The sequence below is a fragment of the Kitasatospora sp. NPDC059812 genome (assembly GCF_042732075.1).
In the GTDB taxonomy this organism is placed as follows: Bacteria; Actinomycetota; Actinomycetes; order Streptomycetales; family Streptomycetaceae; genus Kitasatospora.
In genome coordinates this window covers 29578-45639 of the sequence record NZ_JBHWIO010000058.1, presented here as the reverse complement: position 1 = coordinate 45639, position 16062 = coordinate 29578, and the positions used below count along the sequence as shown (strand labels likewise).

Sequence of the window (16062 nt, the reverse complement as noted above, 5' to 3'; positions counted from 1 at the left end):
ATCACCTGTTGCTTGGGGGGGGGCTGGTCTTGTTTTTTAACCTCCCCGGGGGGGGGGGGGGTCGGGGGGGGGGGGGGGGGGGGGGGGGGGGGTGGGGGGCGCCCCCCCCCCCCCCCCCCTTGACCGGGTCGATGATCCGCTGGCTGGCGATGCCCTCGGCGTTGAGGTAGCCGATCCACATCCGTTCGCCGAGCAGGACGGCGGTCTGCAGGGCCGCGAGGGTCTCGGCGGCGGCGGTGCGGGGCAGCTGGCGCGGGTCGGGGGTGGAGTCCCGGCGGTTGACGGTGGCGGCGCGGTCGCCGGCCCGGATGGCCTTGATGGCGGCGGCGAGCAGGGTGTCGTCGGGGGTCGGCGGGCCGTCCGGGACGGGCGCGGGGGCGGTGCGGGGCGGGGTGCGGTGGCTGTCCTGGCGGGTGATCAGCACGTCGCCCTCGGCGGACTCGGCGGCCGGGGCGTAGCCCATCGTGCGCAGGGCGGCGAGCAGGACGTCCGGGGCGGCCTGGGCGGCGAGGACGGTGGGGGCGAGCAGCCGCAGCCGCAGGTCGGCGGAGCGGCGGTCGGCGAGGACCTCGTTCAGCAGGGACGGGTCGTCGCAGCGCAGGTAGGAGGAGGCGGCGCCGACCCGCAGGATGCCGTGCCGGCGGGCGACGTCGTCGATCAGGTAGCCGAGCGGCTGCGGGACGGGCGTCCGGGAGTGCTGCTCCAGGAAGGCCCGCAGGTCGGCGGCGGTGCGTCCGGCGTCGAGGGCACGGCGCACGGACACCGGGGTGAAGCGGTAGACGGTGGCGCCGCCCTTGGATTCGATGTCGGCGCACAGCGCGAGGGCCTGGGCGAGCGGGGTGAGCAGCGGGCCGGGGGCGATCGCGGTGAGGTCCGGTTGCAGGATCACGTGGTCGAGCGGCTGCGGCAGCAGCGGGGCGAGCACCTCGGCCGGGTCGGATTCTGCGGTGAGCAGGGCGCGGGCGGGGGCGGCGAGGGCGCCGCGGCCGGTGACGCCGAGGAGTTCGGCCTCGGCGAGGGTCCAGGCGGTGAGGTCGTCGCGCAGCTCGTGGCCGTCCGGGCCGGTCGGGCCGCCGCGCAGCGGGCGCTGCCAGCGCAGGGTGGGCAGGAGCTCGGCGGCGGTGGCGGGGGTGCCGGGCGGGAGTTCGGCGAGCAGCGCGAGGGTGGCGCGGCGGACGGACGGGGCGAGGGTGCGGTCGAGCTCGGGCCCGAGTGCGGCGCGCGGCTTGCCCTTGCCGTCCGGGGTGCCGGTGAGGGCGGGGACGCGGGTGGCGGCGAGCCAGGCGGCGGCGAGGACGGACCAGCGTTCGGCGGTGTCCCGCTGGAGCCAGCCGTCGTAGGCCGGGGTCGGGGCCCAGCGTTCGTCGGCCTCGCCGTCGGGGGCCAGCAGCCCGGCGGCGTAGGCGAGTTCGAGCCAGAAGGCGGCCTGCTGCTCGGTGGTCTCCAGGGCCTGCGCGGTGCGCTTGAGGTCGCGGATGCCGAGGCCGCCGGCGCGCAGTGTGGGCGGTGGGGTGAGGCCCCAGGTGTCGAGGAGTTCCTCGACGGTCTTGACGGCGGTGTGGGCCTGGCCGGCCGCCGCGCCGTCCACAGCCTGTGGATCGCGCGGGGCGGCGGCCGGGGCGGGCTCGGGCTGGACCGGCTCGACGGCGCGGTGGGTGCGGCCGCCGCGCAGGTGCAGGGCCAGTTCGCGCGGCAGGATGACGCTGCCCGGCCCGCTGGGCAGCAGCAGCCCGCGGGCGAGCAGCCACTCGACGGGGCTCTGCGCGTCCTCGGCGGTGACCGGGCGGGTGGCGTCCGGGACGGTGCCGGTCGGCGGCCCCCAGACCAGCCGCTCCAGCAGCCGCAGCGCGGCCTCGGGGGCGGTGTCGAGCAGCGCCGCGCAGCGGGCGCGGTCGTTCAGCAGGGCGGCGAGCGCGTCGACGGCGGTGACCGGGTCCGGGGTGGCGGGCTGTCCGGCGGAGGCGAGCAGCTGTTGCAGCCGGGCCGGGGACATGCCGACGGTCGCGTCGGAGAGGGTTGGGCCGAGGCCGGTGCGGCCGGGGTTGGCGGCCGTCGGGGCGAGTGCCTCGCGGACGGCGAGGACCAGCCGCAGGCCGTTGTCCGGGCCCCAGAGCAGGGACCGGTCGCGCAGGGTGGCGATGGCCCGGGGGAGGGCGGCGGCGACGGCGGACCGGTCGGCGGGCGTCAGCGGGGTCGCGCCGGGGTGCGGCTTGACCTTGGCCGGGCCGGTCAGCAGGGTGCGGACGGTGGCCAGGCCGGTGCCGTCCGGGGCGGTGGCCAGGACCTCGGCGACCTGCAGGGTGAAGCGGTCCAGGCGCTCCAGGGCGCGCAGCGCCGAGGCGCGGGAGGAGAGCCGGGCGGACAGCTGGGTGAGGTCGCCGGGGACGGGGTTGAGCAGGTCGGGGCGGGAGCGGAGCAGGGCGGCGAGCGCGTCGTCGGGGCGGGCGCGCAACTCCTCGGCGAGGGTGCGGGGGCCGGCGGCGGACCTGCCCTGGCGTTGAGGGCCCTGCTGTGTGGTCATTCGACCTAGGTTAGTCGGGCGGGCGGACGGCGGGGTGTCCGTGCGGCGGCCCGTGGTGGACCGGTCCTCAGGACTCGCGTGGGCGGGGGCGGGGTGGGTAGCGTCACGGCCGAGGGTGGTTCGGTGGGCCGGGGTTCGGGCGCGAGGCGGGGTGTCGGTGATGACGGACGGCGAGTGGTGGCGCAGGAGCGGGCCGTGGAGCGGCCGTTCGGGGGGCGGGGCGGGGGCCTCCGGCGGGTCTGCCGGGGCCGGTGCTGCCGGTGACAGGGGCGGTTCGGGCGGTCCGGGTGCGTCGGGTGGGTCCGGGGCCTCCGGTCCGTCCGGCGCCTCCGACGGGGACAGCGTGTACGACACGGCGGCGCCGGGCGGCGGGACTCCGTCGGTGCCGCTGGATCCGCCCCGGACGCCGCGCGCCCCGGGGGCCGGGGCGCCGCCCGTACAGCTGGACAAGTCGCGTTTCGACGGGCCCGAGGACGATTCGGACTCCATCCCGCCGCCCCAGGTGTACAGCTCCGGCGCGAACGGCTGGGATCTGGTGCTGCTCAACTTCTCGGACTCGCCGCAGGCTCCGCCGAAGCCGATCCCTGAGCAGCGCGCCGGGGGCGGGGCGGGAGCGGCGGGTGCGGCGGGCGCGCAGGCTGCCGATCCGGCGGGAGCTGCGGCGGGGGCGGCTGCGGCGGCTTCGGGGAAGGGGAAGAAGCTGCGCAAGGCCAAGGGGAAGGCGGCCGCCGCGGGGAAGGCGAAGGCGCAGCCGGCCGTCCCCGCCGGCCAGGCCGGTGCCGATGCGGGTGCGGGTGCGGGCGCAAGTGCAGGTGCAGGCGTCGGGGTTCGGCGGCCGTCCCTGCTGGTCCTGCTCTCCTGCGGGCTGCTGATCGGCGGCGCCGCCATGAGCTTCTTCCCGGCCATGCTGGTGGGCTGGGCCCTCGGCTACCTGTCCCGCCAACTCTCCGACCTGATGCGAAAGTTCGTCATCCTCGGGATCCCGCTGATCACGATGAGCGCGGCCACCCTGCACGCCATGCAGGCCAAGCCGGGCGCCCAGGGCGGCGCGGGCGTGCAGGCCGGTGCGCAGTTCAGCCAGATCAGCTGGTCGGCGGCCCCGGGCGTGCTGCGCCTGTCGGCGGTGCTGTCGGCGGTGGTGCTGCTGCTGTTGAGCCTGCGCCGTCGTCCGCCGCAGCAGGGCTGAGGCCCGGGACGAGGGCGGCGAAGCCGGTGCAGAGCAGTCGGATGCTCTGGGTGAACTTCTCGTCCTGGCTGATCCGGGGGATCAACTCGCCCATGATCAGCGGGAACTGCGCGCACAGGTCGGCGTAGAGCTCGGCGCTGACGGGTGGTGGGGCCGGTGGCTGGTTCTGTTCCTGGAGGACGAAGCCGGTGACGTGGCTGAGCAGGATGTCGGCGGCGATGCCGCAGTGGACGGTGGGCAGGCCGGCGTCGAGGAGGGTGCGCAGCAGGCGTTCCATCAGGGAGAGGCCGCCGGAGCTGAGGACGCCGGGGCTCTCGGCGAGGAGCAGTGCGCCGCCGGGGTGTTGCTGGATGCTGCGGCGCAGGGTGGTGGCCTGGGCTTCGACCCGGTCCCGCCAGGTGGCGTCGGGGCCGAGGGCGGCGAGGGCTCCGGTGCCGGTGTCGTAGGCCTGCCGGCAGACGCGGTCGGCCATCAGGGTGAGCAACTCGTCCTTGCCGCGCACGTGGTAGTAGAGGCTGCCGGCGTGGGCGTCGAGGCGGTCGGCGACCTGGCGCATGGACAGGTTGTGGTAGCCGACCTCCGCGAAGACGGCCATGCCCGCATCGACGATGCGCTCCTTGGTGAGCTTCATGGCTCCACCGTACAACGTTTTCAAACACCGTTCGAAAGCTGTGCTAGCTTTGCCCTGCCCGGTTTTCGAACGGTGTTGGAATGCAATGGGGGAGGGGCAGTCATGGGGGCGATCCTGTTCAACGTGACCACGGCCGCGCTGATGGTCATGATGGTCAACTGCGGGCTCGGCGTGGTCGGCCGGGACACGCTGCGGGGGCGGCCGACCCCGTGGGCGGCGGTCGCCCTGACCGCGCTCGCCGTCGGCGGCGTGCTGCTCCAGCTGCTCTGGTCCGGCGCCATGGACGCGCTCGACGCCGACCCCGCCAAGTCCGGCTGGTGGCGCGAGTTCACCTCGGTCTTCCTGCAGAACGGCGGCCTCGGCGGCGGCCTGTGGAACCTCGCCACCCTCGCCGCCGTCGCCGCGCTCGCCCAGCGGTACTGGGGCGGCCCGCTCACCCTCGCCTTCTTCCTCGCGGGCATCCTGCTGCCCGGCCGGATCGACGACCTGCTCGGCTTCGGCGACGGCCCCAGCACCGACCCCCGCAACTTCGCCGGCAGCTCCGGCGCCACCTACTTCCTCGGCGCCACCCTGGCCCTCGCCTTCCTCACCCGCACCCGCCTGCCCAAGGAGCGCGCCCTGGCCGTCGGCGTCCCGGTGCTGGGCCTCGCCATGTGGCTCGCCCAGGACAACGGGCACGGCCTGGTGGCGGTCTACGGCTTCGCCCTCGGCGCGGCGGCCTGGGCGGTTCGCGGCCGGCTGGCGCGACGGTAGCCGGGGCCGCCGCGATCCGACCCGCCGGGCTGGGCGATCCGGCCCGGCGGGTCGGACCGCTTGGCCCCGCTTGGTCCGGCGTGGCCCCGCTTGGCCCGGCGGCGGATCGCTCAGCCCCTCAACCCCCCAGCCCCTCAGTCCGGCGGCGCGGTGCGCCCCAGCCGCTCAGCGGGCGAAGCCCGCCAGCAGCTCCCGCGGGTCGAAGGTCACCCGGATCCGGGTGATCCGCCCGTTCTCCACGTGGCTCCAGTTCGCCGTCGGCGCCGGCGGTGCGACGCTCGTGTGCAGGTCGAACCAGGTGATCACGTCGTCCCCCTCGACCACTCGGGCGTGCACCTCGATCTTCTCCAGGACCTGCCCGAGCCCCTTCAGCCCGGCCAAGGCGTTCTCCACCCCCGACACCGTGGCCAGCGGCCCCACGAAGTCGACGTCCTCCGCCAGCAGCCCCCGCAGCGTCTCGAAGTCGCCCGCCTGCCAGGCCGCGAAGTAGGTCTCGGAAATCTCACGCGCAGTCTTCGTCGTCGTCATGCCTCCATCCTCCCGAGCACTCCGCCATCCGTCCAACAGATGGATCAGATCCCAGCTATCATCATTGATTATGGAGATGCACCAGCTGCGCTACTTCGCGGCCGTCGTCGACGAGGGCTCCTTCACCGCCGCCGCGACCCGCCTGCACGTGAGCCAGTCCGGCATCAGCACCCAGGTCGGCAAGCTGGAACGCGAGTTGGGCCAGCTGCTCCTCGACCGTTCCGGCCGCCGGGTCCGCCTCACCCCCGCCGGCGAGGCCGTCCTGCCGCTGGCCAAGGACGCCCTCGCCACGCTCGAAGCCATTCAGCACACCGCCGCCGAGTTCGCCGACGCCGTCCGCGGCCGCGTCCGGCTCGGGATGATCATGGGGTGTGCGATCCCGCCGTTCCTCGACGTCGTCGCCGACCTCGGCCGCACCCACCCCGGCATCGAACTGAGCCTGCACGAGGGCCACTCCGAGCTGCTCCAGGCGCAGGTCCTCTCCGGCGCCCTCGACCTGGCGCTGATCGGTTTCGCCAAGGAGGCCGGCCCCGGCCTGGACGTCACCGTCGTCGTCGACGAGCCGATCGCCGCCATCGTCCCTGCCGGCCACCGCCTGGACCGCCCCTCCCTCCGGCTCGCCGACCTCGCGTCCGAGAAGATCCTCTGCCTCTCCCCGGGCACCGGCATCCGCGCCGCCTACGAGCACTCCTGCCTGCAACTCGGCCTCGATCCGCGGGTGGACATCGACGCCAGCTCCCCGGCCACGCTGTTCCGGCTCGCCCAGCGCGGGGCCGGCGTCGCCGTCCTCAGCCCCTCCTCCGCCGCCGGCGAGGGCCTCCGGACCGTCCCCGTCGCCGATGCGCCGGTCCGGGCCCGCCTCGGCCTGGTCGCCCGACCCGGCCAGCACTCGCCGGCCGTGCGCCTGCTGCACGCCCGGCTCCGCGCGTCCCTGCGGGCGACGGGCTGAGGGCCTGACCGGCTAACCGGCTGAGCACCCAGCCGCTCAGCCGCTCAGCCGCTCAGGCGTTCCAGCGCGGATCGCGCCCGGAGGCGGCCAGCGCGCGGTCCAGCGCCGGGGCGCCGTCCGGCACCGCCACCGGGGCGGCGAACCCGCCGTACTGGCGGTACAGCTCGGCGTTCTCCTCGACGACCTCCAGCACCAGCTGCGCGAGCTCCTCGTCGATCCCGATCGGACCGCCGGTCGCCCGGGTGACGTCCCAGCCGTGCAGGACGAGCTCCGCGATCAGCATCCGGGCGACGCCCTCCGCCGGTGCCGGGGAGCCGCCGAGGTCGACGTCCCCCGCCCAGGCGGCCGGGTCGGCCCAGGCCTCGACGGCGCGGTCCAGCTGGGCCGCGTAGGCGGCGGGCCAGCCGGGGTCGGCGGTGAAGTCGTGGTCGACCAGCGCCTTGGGCAGTTCGGTGCGGCGGGCCCGGTGCTCCAGGCCGTGCGAGGTGTAGAGCACCCAGTGGTTGACGAGCGCGCGGGTGTCGAAGTCCGCGCAGGGCGTCGGGCCGTCCAGCGGGTGGCCCGCCGGGACGCCGTCGGCGACGCGTGCGGCGGCCGCGGCGGCGCGGGCCAGCAGGGGGTGCAGGGGGTGGGTGTCCGGGGTGGGGTGATCGTTCATGCCCCGATCCTGCGCCGGTCGGGGCTGCCGGGTCTTGAAGAAACGCGACGGTCGGCGCCCTGACCAGGAGCGTCGGGCCGGGGCTCGCGGCGGCCCGCCCCGACTGCGGCGAACGGTTCAAAATAGGCAGGCAGACTGCTAATGTTCAGCAGGCAGCCTGCCTATCTCCGCCGGGATCTCCCCAGCAGGCCCCGCCCCGTCGCAGAGGTCCCGGAGGAAGCGGAAGGAACCCGGCATGCCTCTCCCCGGCGACACCCGCACCCCGCGGCAGACGACCCCGGCGCCCGCCGGAAACCCCTTCGGCCCGCGCTTCGTGGTCCCGCTGTACCTGGGGGCCTCGCTCAACCCGGTCAACAGCTCGATCATCGCGACCGCGCTGGTGGCCATCGCGGCCGCCCTGCACCTCCCCGTCGGGGACACCGCGGTCCTGATCTCCTGCCTGTACCTCACCAGCGCGCTGGCCCAGCCCGCCGCCGGGCGGCTCGCCGAGGAGTTCGGGCCCCGGCGGATCTTCATCGCCGGCATCGTGCTGGTGTTCGCGGCCGGGATCGTCGGCACGCTGGCCCACTCGATGGCCGCCCTGATCGCGGCCCGGGTGCTGATCGGCGCGGGCACCTCGGCCGGCTACCCGGCCGCGATGCTGCTGATCCGCCGCCGCGCCGAACAGGTCGGGTACCAGGCCCCGCCGCGCGGGGTGCTCGGCGGCCTGGCGATCACCGGCGCCGCCACCGTCGCTGTAGGCCCCGCGCTCGGCGGGCTGCTGGTGGGCTGGTTCGGCTGGCAGACCGCCTTCTGGATCAACATTCCGGTCGCCGCCGTCGCCCTGGTCCTGGCGGTGGTCGGGATCGCGCCGGACCCCGACCCGGTGCGCCCCGGTTCACCCCGCGCCCTCGCCTCCCGCCTCGACCTGCCCGGCATGCTGGGCTTCGGTGGCTCGCTGACCGCCCTGATGGTCTTCCTCTCCGCCCTGCCGCGCCCGGACTGGCCCGCGCTCGCCGCCGCCCTCGTCCTCGCCGCCGTGCTGGTCGGCTGGGAACTGCGCGCCGCCCACCCGTTCCTCGACGTCCGGCTGCTCGCCTCCAACGGGGCCCTGACCCGCACCTACGTGCGCAACGGCCTGACGCTGATGGGGACGTACGTGATCCTCTACGGGCTCACCCAGTGGCTGGAGGCGGCCCGCGGGCTGTCCGCCTACCAGGCCGGCCTGGCGCTGATGCCGATGGGCGTCCTGAGCGCCGTGGCCGCCCGGGTGGTGGCCCAACGGACGGGCGTGCGGCTGCCGTTGATCGTCTGCTCGGTGCTGCTGCTGTTCGGCGCCGTGGCCGTGCTGTTCGTGGGCGGCGGCACCCCGATGGCGGCGGTCGTCGCCGTCAGCGCGGTGTTCGGACTGACCTCCGGCGCCGGGACGGTCGCCAACCAGACCGTCCTCTACCAGGAGGCCCCCGCCGCCACGGTCGGCACCGCCTCCGGGCTGCTGCGCACCTTCGGCTACCTCGGCTCCATCGCCTCGGCGGCGATCACCGGCACCGCCTTCCACGACCGGGTGGACGACGGCGGCCTGCACTCCATCGCCTGGGTGCTGGTCGCGATCTCCGCCCTCCTCATCGCCCTGACCGTCTGTGACCGGCGACTCGCCGAGTCCTAGCTGTCCGCCAGGCGGTTCATGATCTCGGCGGCCCGGTCGAGCGTCTTGCGCTCGCCGGCCCGGAGGGTGGAGCCGATCACCTCGGCCAGCCACGCCTCCCGCGCCGCCGGGATCCGCTCGCACAGGTCGGCTCCGGCCGGGGTCGCGCTGAAGAGGGACTTGCGCCCGTCGTTCGGGTCCTTGGCGGCGCTGACCAGGCCGCCGGCCCGCAGCGCGGCCACGGTCTCCGCCATGGACTGGCGGCGCACGTGCTCGGCCTGGGCGAGTTCGGTCACGGTCGCCGGGCCCTGCTGCACGACGCGGTGCAGGGTGGTCAGGTGCGACCAGTTCCACGGCAGGTCGTCGATCGGGGCCTCGGTGCGCAGCCGTGCCCGCAGCCGCGTCATCGCGCGCATCAGCTCGACGGCGGTGTCCTCGGGCGGGGCCGGTTCGCTACTCACCGCGCCAGCTTATGGCAGGGTGCAGCCACCCCGACCGGCGCCGGAACCCGGGCGTCGCGGGCCCGGAGAGTCCATACCGGACAAGGCCTAGCCTGGCGGGTATGGACTCTCCCGACCTCGGACGCGGCGTGCTCCACCCCGCCCGCGCGGCGGAGGCGATCAGGGTGGAGCGGCGCGCGCCCGCCCCCGCCGTGGCGCGCTTCGTCGAGTTCTACTGGCTGGTCCGCTGGGACCGGCGCGGCCGGCCCCCGTACGAGCAGAAGGTGCTCGCCCACCCGAACGTGCACCTGGTCTTCGAGGCCCCGAGGGCTCGCGTCTACGGGGTCGACCGGTCGCTCTTCGTCCGCCGCCTGGAGGGCGCCGGGCACGTGCTGGGAGTGAAGTTCCGGCCGGGCGCGTTCCGTTCGTTCGCCGGGCACCCGGTGGCCGGGCTCGCGGACCGGTCGGTGCCCGCGGCCGCCTACTTCGGCCCCGAGGTGGACCGGCTCAACGAGGACGTGCTCGGTGAACGGCCGCGGGACCAGGCCGCCCTCGCGGACGCCTTCCTGCTGCCCCGGCTGCCCGCGCCCGACCCGGTCGCGCAGGAGGTCGCCGCCATGGTGGAGCGGATCACCGGCACACCCGACCTGTGCCGGGTCGACGACCTGGCGCGGGAGCTGGGCCTCACCGTCCGCCGGCTCCAGCGGCTGTTCGCCGAGTACGTCGGCGCCTCCCCGAAGTGGGTGCTGCGCCGCGCCCGCCTCCACGAGGCCGCCGAACGCGCCGACGCGGGCGGCGCGTTGGACCTGGCGGCGCTCGCGGCCGAACTCGGGTACGCGGATCAGGCCCATCTCACCCGCGACTTCACGGCCGCCGTCGGCACCTCCCCGGCCCGCTACGCCGACGCCGCGCGGCGGGTCACGCCTCCAGGAAGCGCTGCAGCTCGGCCAGCATGAAGTTGGCGCCGGTGTACCCGATCCCCTGGAACCACAGCTGGTCGTCCACCGGGAACGCCCGGTGCGCCTTGACCGCCCCCAGCGCCTGCCAGCCCGGGCTCTCCAGCGCGGCGTCGGTGCCGGCCAGGGCCGGGTCGCCGGAGGTGGCGTACAGCAGCAGGTCGCCGTCCGCCTTCGCGATCTGGTCCAGCGGGATCTCGACGTCGGACTGGTCGACGTTCTGTGCGTCCGGCCGCCCCACCTGGGCGTCCGACAGCACGATCCCGGGGAAGCTCTGCTTCCCGAACAGCCGGATCCCGCCGCCCTCCACGAACCGCACCAGGCTCACCTTCCGGCCGGACGCCTTCGCCGCCGACAGGGCCTGCACCACCTGGTTGGCGTGCCGCTGGTACGAGGAGACGAAGGCCGCCGCCGCGGCCTCCCGGCTCAACGCCTGGGCGTGCACCTGGAAATCGGCCTTCCACGGCGCGCCGGTGGTCTGGGTGAGTACGGTCGGCGCGATCTCCCGCAGTTGGTCGTAGCGGTCGCCGTCGCGCGCCTGGTTGGAGAGGATCAGGTCCGGCCGCAGGGCCCGGATCGCGACCAGGTCCGGGGCGCCGGCCAGGCCGACCCGGTGGATCCCGGCGACCCGGGAGGCCGGCCAGTAGCTCGGGAACCGGATGTCGGCGGCCGGCAGCGCGGCGCCGACCGGGGTGATGCCGAGGGTCAGCGCCGAGTCCAGCACGTCCGTGTCGAGGACGACCACCCGCAGCGGCTCGCCCGGCACCAGCACCGGCCCGGTGGCCGTGTCCACCGTGACCGGCGGCACCGGGGTGGGCGAGGCGGCCGCGCCCAGGCCGTCGGCGGTCGGCGGCGCCGGCCGCCGGGTGGTGCAGGCCGCGAGCGCGGCCCCGCCGAGACCGGCGAGGAACGAACGGCGGGCGATCCGGTGCATCGGCGGTCCTCAGGCGGTGAGGCTTCGGGGGCGCGCCGATTATGTCCGGTTTGGTGTGGAATTGCCGTCAGGCGTTCACGGCCGCCGCCCACGGGGCCCCCGGAACGACCAACGGCGTACCCGTCACCGGGTCCGGCACCACCACCGACTCCAGCCCGAACACCTCCCGCACCAGCTCCGCCGTCACCACCTCGGTCGGCGCGCCCTGCGCCACCACCCGGCCGTCCCGCATCGCCACCAGGTGGTCCGCGTACCGGGCCGCCTGGTTGAGGTCGTGCAGCACCGCCACCACCGTGCGGCCGCGCTCGACGTTCAGCCGGCGGACCAGGTCCAGCACCTCCACCTGGTGCGCGATGTCCAGGTAGGTGGTCGGCTCGTCCAACAGCAGGATGTCCGTGCCCTGCGCCAGCGCCATCGCGATCCACGCCCGCTGCCGCTGGCCGCCGGACAGCTCGTCCATGCTGCGCTCGGCCAGCTCCGCCGTGGACGTCCGCTCCAGCGCCTCCGTCACCGCCGCCTCGTCCTCCGGCGACCACTGCTGCCACCAGCTCTGGTGCGGCTGGCGGCCCCGCGAGACCAGGTCCGCCACCGAGATGCCCTCCGGCGCCGTCGGCGACTGCGGCAGCAGCCCCAGCCGCTGGGCGATCCGCTTCGTCGGGATCCGCGCCAGCTCCTCGCCGTCCAGCAGCACCGCGCCCCGGACCGGCTTCAGCAGGCGCCCCAGGGCCCGCAGCAGCGTCGACTTGCCGCAGGCGTTCGGGCCGACGATCACCGTCACCCGCCCGTCCGGGATGCCGACGTCCAGGCCCTCGACGACCGTGCGCGCCTCGTAGGCCAGGGTGAGGCCCCGGGCCTCCAGTCGGTGAGCGGACATCAGGAACCTCCACGACGGATGGGGGTACCCCCGAACGGAGTTCGGGGGAGGATCAGCAGCCACATCAAGTACGGCGCGCCGACCATGCCGGTCACCACGCCCACCGGCAGTTCGGTCGGCGCCATCAGTCGCCGGGCGATCAGATCGGCCAGCACGACCACCAGCGCGCCCGTCAGCGCCGAGCAGAACAGCGGGACCTGCGCGGACCGGACCAGCCGCAGCGCGATCTGCGGCGCCATCAGCGCCACGAAGTCCACCGGCCCGGCGGCGCCCGCCGCGCACGAGGCCAGCACGATGCCCAGCAGCGCCATGCCGAGGCGGATCCGGTGCAGCTGCAGGCCCAGACCGACGGCCGTCGCGTCGTCGAAGGAGATCGAGCGCTGCGCCCGCGCCGCCCACAGGACGACGGGCACGGCGGCGAGCAGCACCCAGGCCAGCCAGCCGGCCTGGTCGTAGCCGGCGCCGTTCAGGCTGCCCGTCATCCAGACCTTCGCGGCCTGCGCCTGGAAGCCATCGCCCTTGGTCAGGAACACGGAGGTCAGCGAGGACAGGGCCACGCTGATCCCGATCCCGATCAGCACGAAGCGCTGCGCGTGCAGGCCGCGCCGCCATGCCAGCGCGTACACCAGCAGCCCGGCCACCAGCCCGCCCGCGACCGCCGCGTACGGGGCCTGACCGGTCGAGCCGACCACGCCGTACGCCATCAGCCCGACGACGGTGGCGGTCGCGCCCCAGGTCACGCCCACCACGTCGGGGCTGGCCAGCGGATTGCGGGCGACGGTCTGGATCAGTGCCCCGGCCAGCCCCAGCGCCGTGCCGACCAGCAGGCCCACGACCACCCGGGGCAGCCGGAACTCGCCGACCACCAGCTCGTGCGGGCTCGGCTGCCCGAGCACCACCTTCACCACCTCGACCGGCGACACGGCGGACTCGCCCAGGCAGAGCGAGGCGACGACCGTCCCGGCCAGCGCGACCAGCAGGCCCAGCGCCACCACCGCCGACCGGCGGTGCAGCAGCACGGACGCCCGCCCGGCCCGCAGCACGGCGTACCCGCGCGGGGAGACGGCGCCGCGCCCGACGGTTCGCCCGCCCTGCGCGCTCATGACGCGACCACCTTCCGGCGGCGCACCAGCGCGACCAGGACCGGGACGCCGACGAGCGCCGTCATCACGCCCGCCGGGACCTCCGACGGCGGGAAGAGGACCCGCCCCAGGGTGTCGGCGAGCAGCAGCAGGGCGGGGCCGAGGACGGCGGAGAAGGCGAGCACCCAGCGGTGGTCCGCGCCGGCGACGGCCCGCGCCGCGTGCGGGACGGCGAGGCCGATGAAGGCGATCGGCCCGGCGGCCGCGACGGCCGAGCCGGTCAGCACCGTCGCGCCGAGCGCGCCGACCGCCCGGACCAGGCCGGTCTTGGCACCGAGGCCCTTGGCGGTGTCCTCGCCGAGCGCGAGCGCGTCCAGGCCGCGGGCCACCGCGACCACCAGCACCGTGCCGACGGCGAGGAACGGCAGCAGCTGCCAGGCCACGTCCGAGGTCCGCCCGGAGAGCGAGCCGACGTGCCAGAAGCGGAACTGGTCCATGGTGGCCGCGTCGGTCGTCAGCACCATGGTGTTGAGCGAGGCGATGAACGCGGACATCGCCGAGCCGGCCAGCGCCAGCTTGATCGGCGTGGCCCCGCCCCGGCCGCGCCCGGCCAGGCCGTACACGAGCACGGTGGCGATCACGGCGCCCGCGAAGCCGAACCAGACGTAGCCGGTGAGGGTGGAGACGCCGAAGCCGGAGATGGCGAGGACCACGCCGGCCGCCGCGCCCTGGGAGACGCCGAGGATGCCGGGGTCGGCGATCGGGTTGCGGGTGAGGCCCTGCATGACGGCCCCGGCGAGGCCGAGCGCCGCGCCGACGGCCAGCCCGACGACGGTGCGCGGCACCCGCAGCTCGCGGACGACGACGGCGTTGGCCGTGTCGCCGCCGTGCAGCAGGGCGTCGAGGGTGTCGCCGAAGGGGATGGTGCGGCTGCCGACCGCCAGGCTCAGCAGCACCGCGGCGGCCAGGACGGCCAGCGCGGCGGCGAGCCACAGTATTCGGCGGCGCGCTGTCCGTCGCGCGCCGGGTGGCGCGGTGGTGTCGGTCATGGGCCCTCTCCGCAGACAACTCAGGTAAACCTAAGTTCCCGTCGGAAGCCGGGGCAAATTGCCCCGGCTCCCCGAACCGCCCGTTGGATAGCCTGGCGGCATGCCCGAGACCCGCACCGCCCCGCTCACCGTCGGCTTCGACCTCGACATGACGCTGCTGGACACCCGGCCGGGGATCCACGCCACTTACCTGGCGCTCGCGGCCGAGACCGGCGCCCGCATCGACGCCGACCTGGTGGTCACCCGGCTCGGCCCGCCGCTGCTGGACGAGATCCGCAACTGGTTCCCGGAGGACGAGGTGGAGCGCGCCGCCACCCGCTACCGCGAGCTCTACCGCGACCTCGCCTTCGCCCCGACCGTCGCCCTCCCCGGCGCGCATGCCGCCGTCGAGGCGGTCCGCGACCACGGCGGCCGGGTCGCGGTGATCACCGGCAAGTACGAGCCGAACGCCCGCCTGCACCTGGAGCACGCCGGGCTGCACGCGGACGCGCTGGTCGGCGACCTCTGGGCGGAGACCAAGGGCGAGGCGCTGCGCGAGTACGGCGCGAGCGTCTACGTCGGCGACCACCTCGGCGACATCCGGGGCGCCCGGCACGCGGACGCCGTCGCGGTGTGCGTGGCCACCGGCCCGTACAGCGCGGACGAACTGCGCGCGGCCGGGGCGGACGTGGTGCTGGCGGACCTCACCGGGTTCCCGGCCTGGCTCGACGCCCACCTGGCCGGCTGAGCCGCGGCCCCGGGGCACGCCCTGGGGCCGGGTCCCGGGGCCGCGTTCTAGGACGCGGCCGCGGACTCCACCCGGCGGCGCTGGGCCCGCGCGTTCAGGAACAGCCCGGTCAGCGCGGCCAGGAAGCCCGCCGGCATCAGCATGCTCAGCCAGTACGCGGCCGTCGGCAGCGGCGTCAGGTGCAGGAACAGCGGGACGAAGGTGACCAGGGTGGCGAGCGCGCCCAGACCGAAGACGATCGTCCCGGCCTTGACGTACACGTCGCCGGGGTCGGCGCTCTGGCTGCTCACGTCTGCTCGCTCCTCGGGGCTGGTCGGGCGGTCGGTCCAGTCTGGCAGAGCGGCCGCCGGGCCCCGTCACCGGAGCGGTCCGGTCACGTTGCGCAGTTTCTCGGAAGCTGAACGTTTTGATCCCTGCTGGGCGGGGGTATGCAGGGGGTGCCGAGGGGTGCGACACGTGCGCCCCGTTTCCTCAGACCCGGGGGTGTGAGCCGATGGACCGTGCTGAGCCGCGCCCCGGCTGTGCCAGTACCGGGTCGCCCGTGATCGCGAGAACGCCGCGCCCGTACCGCCCCCAACGGGCCTTGGAACGCGGATCTTTCGCGGAACGCGGATGAGGCAGTGACGGACCGTTAGTCTGCTCCTGACAGCGTGCTGACCATGAGCGCCCGCGGGCGCCGAGCCGAGGTCGGCTGCCTTCCCCACCACCCAGTGATCCCCGGCCAGGGCCGGGATCCCTCACACCCATTCGAGGACTGTCGAGATGCCCACCGGCCAGGTCAAGTGGTTCAACGAGACGAAGGGCTTCGGCTTCCTGTCACGCGACGACGGCGGCGACGTCTTCGTCCACACCAAGGCGCTGCCCGCCGGTGTCACCGTGCTGAAGCCGGGCCAGCGGGTCGAGTTCGGCGTGGTCGCCGGCCACCGCGGCGACCAGGCGATGGCCGTGCAACTGCTGGACGCACTGCCGTCGGTGGCCGCCGCCCAGCGCAAGAGCGCCGACGACATGGCGCCGATCGTCCAGGACCTGATCACCACGCTGGACGCGGTGCTGCCGGGCCTCCAGCACGGCCGCTACCCGGCCAAGGCGACCGGCCAGAAGCTGGCCGGCCTGCTGCGCGCGGTGGCCGACCAGTTCGACGTCTGACCGA

The 16062-nt window shown here is 75.2% G+C and carries 17 protein-coding genes; 7 read left to right on the top strand and 10 right to left on the bottom strand.

The features are described 5' to 3' along the window. Position 1: 1 nt before the first annotated feature. Positions 2–2521, bottom strand: coding sequence for a helicase-associated domain-containing protein (locus tag ACFV6D_RS25885; protein ID WP_380561256.1), 2520 nt, complete (start codon positions 2519–2521; stop codon positions 2–4). A gap of 343 nt (positions 2522–2864) precedes the next feature. Between ACFV6D_RS25885 and ACFV6D_RS25880 the strand changes: the two genes are divergently transcribed. Then, complete coding sequence (locus ACFV6D_RS25880; RefSeq protein WP_380561255.1) at positions 2865–3707, top strand: hypothetical protein; 843 nt, start codon at positions 2865–2867, stop codon at positions 3705–3707. Here the strand turns inward: ACFV6D_RS25880 and ACFV6D_RS25875 are convergent. Next, the gene (locus ACFV6D_RS25875; protein WP_380561254.1) at positions 3604–4338 is read right to left on the bottom strand and encodes a TetR/AcrR family transcriptional regulator; all 735 of its coding nucleotides are present in this window, start codon (positions 4336–4338) and stop codon (positions 3604–3606) included. The genes ACFV6D_RS25880 and ACFV6D_RS25875 overlap by 104 nt on opposite strands. A 102-nt stretch (positions 4339–4440) precedes the next feature. On the opposite strand from ACFV6D_RS25875, the gene ACFV6D_RS25870 reads away from it, so the two are divergent. Next, a complete protein-coding gene (locus ACFV6D_RS25870) occupies positions 4441–5091 on the top strand; it encodes a hypothetical protein (RefSeq protein WP_380561253.1) in 651 nt (216 codons plus the stop codon). A 165-nt stretch (positions 5092–5256) separates the two neighbouring features. On the opposite strand, the gene ACFV6D_RS25865 is transcribed toward ACFV6D_RS25870, so the two are convergent. Further along, positions 5257–5619 carry a nuclear transport factor 2 family protein gene (locus ACFV6D_RS25865; protein WP_380341650.1) on the bottom strand — a complete coding sequence of 121 codons (363 nt, stop codon included), beginning with the start codon at positions 5617–5619 and terminating at the stop codon, positions 5257–5259. A 70-nt stretch (positions 5620–5689) separates the two neighbouring features. On the opposite strand from ACFV6D_RS25865, the gene ACFV6D_RS25860 reads away from it, so the two are divergent. Further along, on the top strand, positions 5690–6568 hold the full coding sequence (locus ACFV6D_RS25860; protein WP_380561252.1) for a LysR family transcriptional regulator: 879 nt from the start codon (positions 5690–5692) through the stop codon (positions 6566–6568). 52 nt (positions 6569–6620) lie between these two features. Here the strand turns inward: ACFV6D_RS25860 and ACFV6D_RS25855 are convergent, their stop codons facing one another. Then, positions 6621–7226 carry a TIGR03086 family metal-binding protein gene (locus tag ACFV6D_RS25855; RefSeq protein ID WP_380561251.1) on the bottom strand — a complete coding sequence of 202 codons (606 nt, stop codon included), beginning with the start codon at positions 7224–7226 and terminating at the stop codon, positions 6621–6623. 235 nt (positions 7227–7461) lie between these two features. Here ACFV6D_RS25855 and ACFV6D_RS25850 point away from each other — a divergent pair, with 235 nt between their 5' ends. Further along, positions 7462–8871 (top strand): MFS transporter, encoded by a 1410-nt coding sequence (locus tag ACFV6D_RS25850; protein WP_380561250.1) that lies wholly within the window; start codon positions 7462–7464, stop codon positions 8869–8871. Here the strand turns inward: ACFV6D_RS25850 and ACFV6D_RS25845 are convergent. Next, positions 8868–9311: a MarR family winged helix-turn-helix transcriptional regulator gene (locus ACFV6D_RS25845; protein WP_371517520.1), complete on the bottom strand. Its 444-nt coding sequence runs from the start codon at positions 9309–9311 to the stop codon at positions 8868–8870. The genes ACFV6D_RS25850 and ACFV6D_RS25845 overlap by 4 nt on opposite strands. A 101-nt stretch (positions 9312–9412) precedes the next feature. On the opposite strand from ACFV6D_RS25845, the gene ACFV6D_RS25840 reads away from it, so the two are divergent. Continuing rightward, entirely contained in the window at positions 9413–10246 is an 834-nt protein-coding gene (locus ACFV6D_RS25840; protein ID WP_380489624.1) for a DUF6597 domain-containing transcriptional factor, read from the top strand. Here the strand turns inward: ACFV6D_RS25840 and ACFV6D_RS25835 are convergent. The 4 genes from ACFV6D_RS25835 to ACFV6D_RS25820 all read right to left on the bottom strand — a co-directional run bounded on the left by ACFV6D_RS25835 (position 10209) and on the right by ACFV6D_RS25820 (position 14185). Next, positions 10209–11180: an ABC transporter substrate-binding protein gene (locus tag ACFV6D_RS25835; RefSeq protein WP_380341668.1), complete on the bottom strand. Its 972-nt coding sequence runs from the start codon at positions 11178–11180 to the stop codon at positions 10209–10211. The two genes, ACFV6D_RS25840 and ACFV6D_RS25835, sit on opposite strands and share 38 nt — an antisense overlap. Positions 11181–11247: 67 nt before the next feature. Continuing rightward, positions 11248–12054: an ABC transporter ATP-binding protein gene (locus tag ACFV6D_RS25830; protein ID WP_380561249.1), complete on the bottom strand. Its 807-nt coding sequence runs from the start codon at positions 12052–12054 to the stop codon at positions 11248–11250. Next, the gene (locus ACFV6D_RS25825; protein WP_380561248.1) at positions 12054–13157 is read right to left on the bottom strand and encodes a FecCD family ABC transporter permease; all 1104 of its coding nucleotides are present in this window, start codon (positions 13155–13157) and stop codon (positions 12054–12056) included. The genes ACFV6D_RS25830 and ACFV6D_RS25825 overlap by 1 nt, the downstream gene beginning before the upstream one ends. Next, positions 13154–14185, bottom strand: coding sequence for a FecCD family ABC transporter permease (locus ACFV6D_RS25820; protein WP_380561247.1), 1032 nt, complete (start codon positions 14183–14185; stop codon positions 13154–13156). The genes ACFV6D_RS25825 and ACFV6D_RS25820 overlap by 4 nt, the downstream gene beginning before the upstream one ends. 100 nt (positions 14186–14285) lie before the next feature. On the opposite strand from ACFV6D_RS25820, the gene ACFV6D_RS25815 reads away from it, so the two are divergent. Beyond that, a complete protein-coding gene (locus ACFV6D_RS25815) occupies positions 14286–14912 on the top strand; it encodes an HAD family hydrolase (RefSeq protein WP_363377331.1) in 627 nt (208 codons plus the stop codon). Between the two features lie 47 nt (positions 14913–14959). On the opposite strand, the gene ACFV6D_RS25810 is transcribed toward ACFV6D_RS25815, so the two are convergent. After that, positions 14960–15202 carry a hypothetical protein gene (locus tag ACFV6D_RS25810; RefSeq protein ID WP_063348208.1) on the bottom strand — a complete coding sequence of 81 codons (243 nt, stop codon included), beginning with the start codon at positions 15200–15202 and terminating at the stop codon, positions 14960–14962. 472 nt (positions 15203–15674) lie between these two features. On the opposite strand from ACFV6D_RS25810, the gene ACFV6D_RS25805 reads away from it, so the two are divergent. After that, positions 15675–16058: a cold-shock protein gene (locus ACFV6D_RS25805; RefSeq protein WP_063348207.1), complete on the top strand. Its 384-nt coding sequence runs from the start codon at positions 15675–15677 to the stop codon at positions 16056–16058. The last annotated feature ends 4 nt before the right edge of the window (positions 16059–16062 follow it).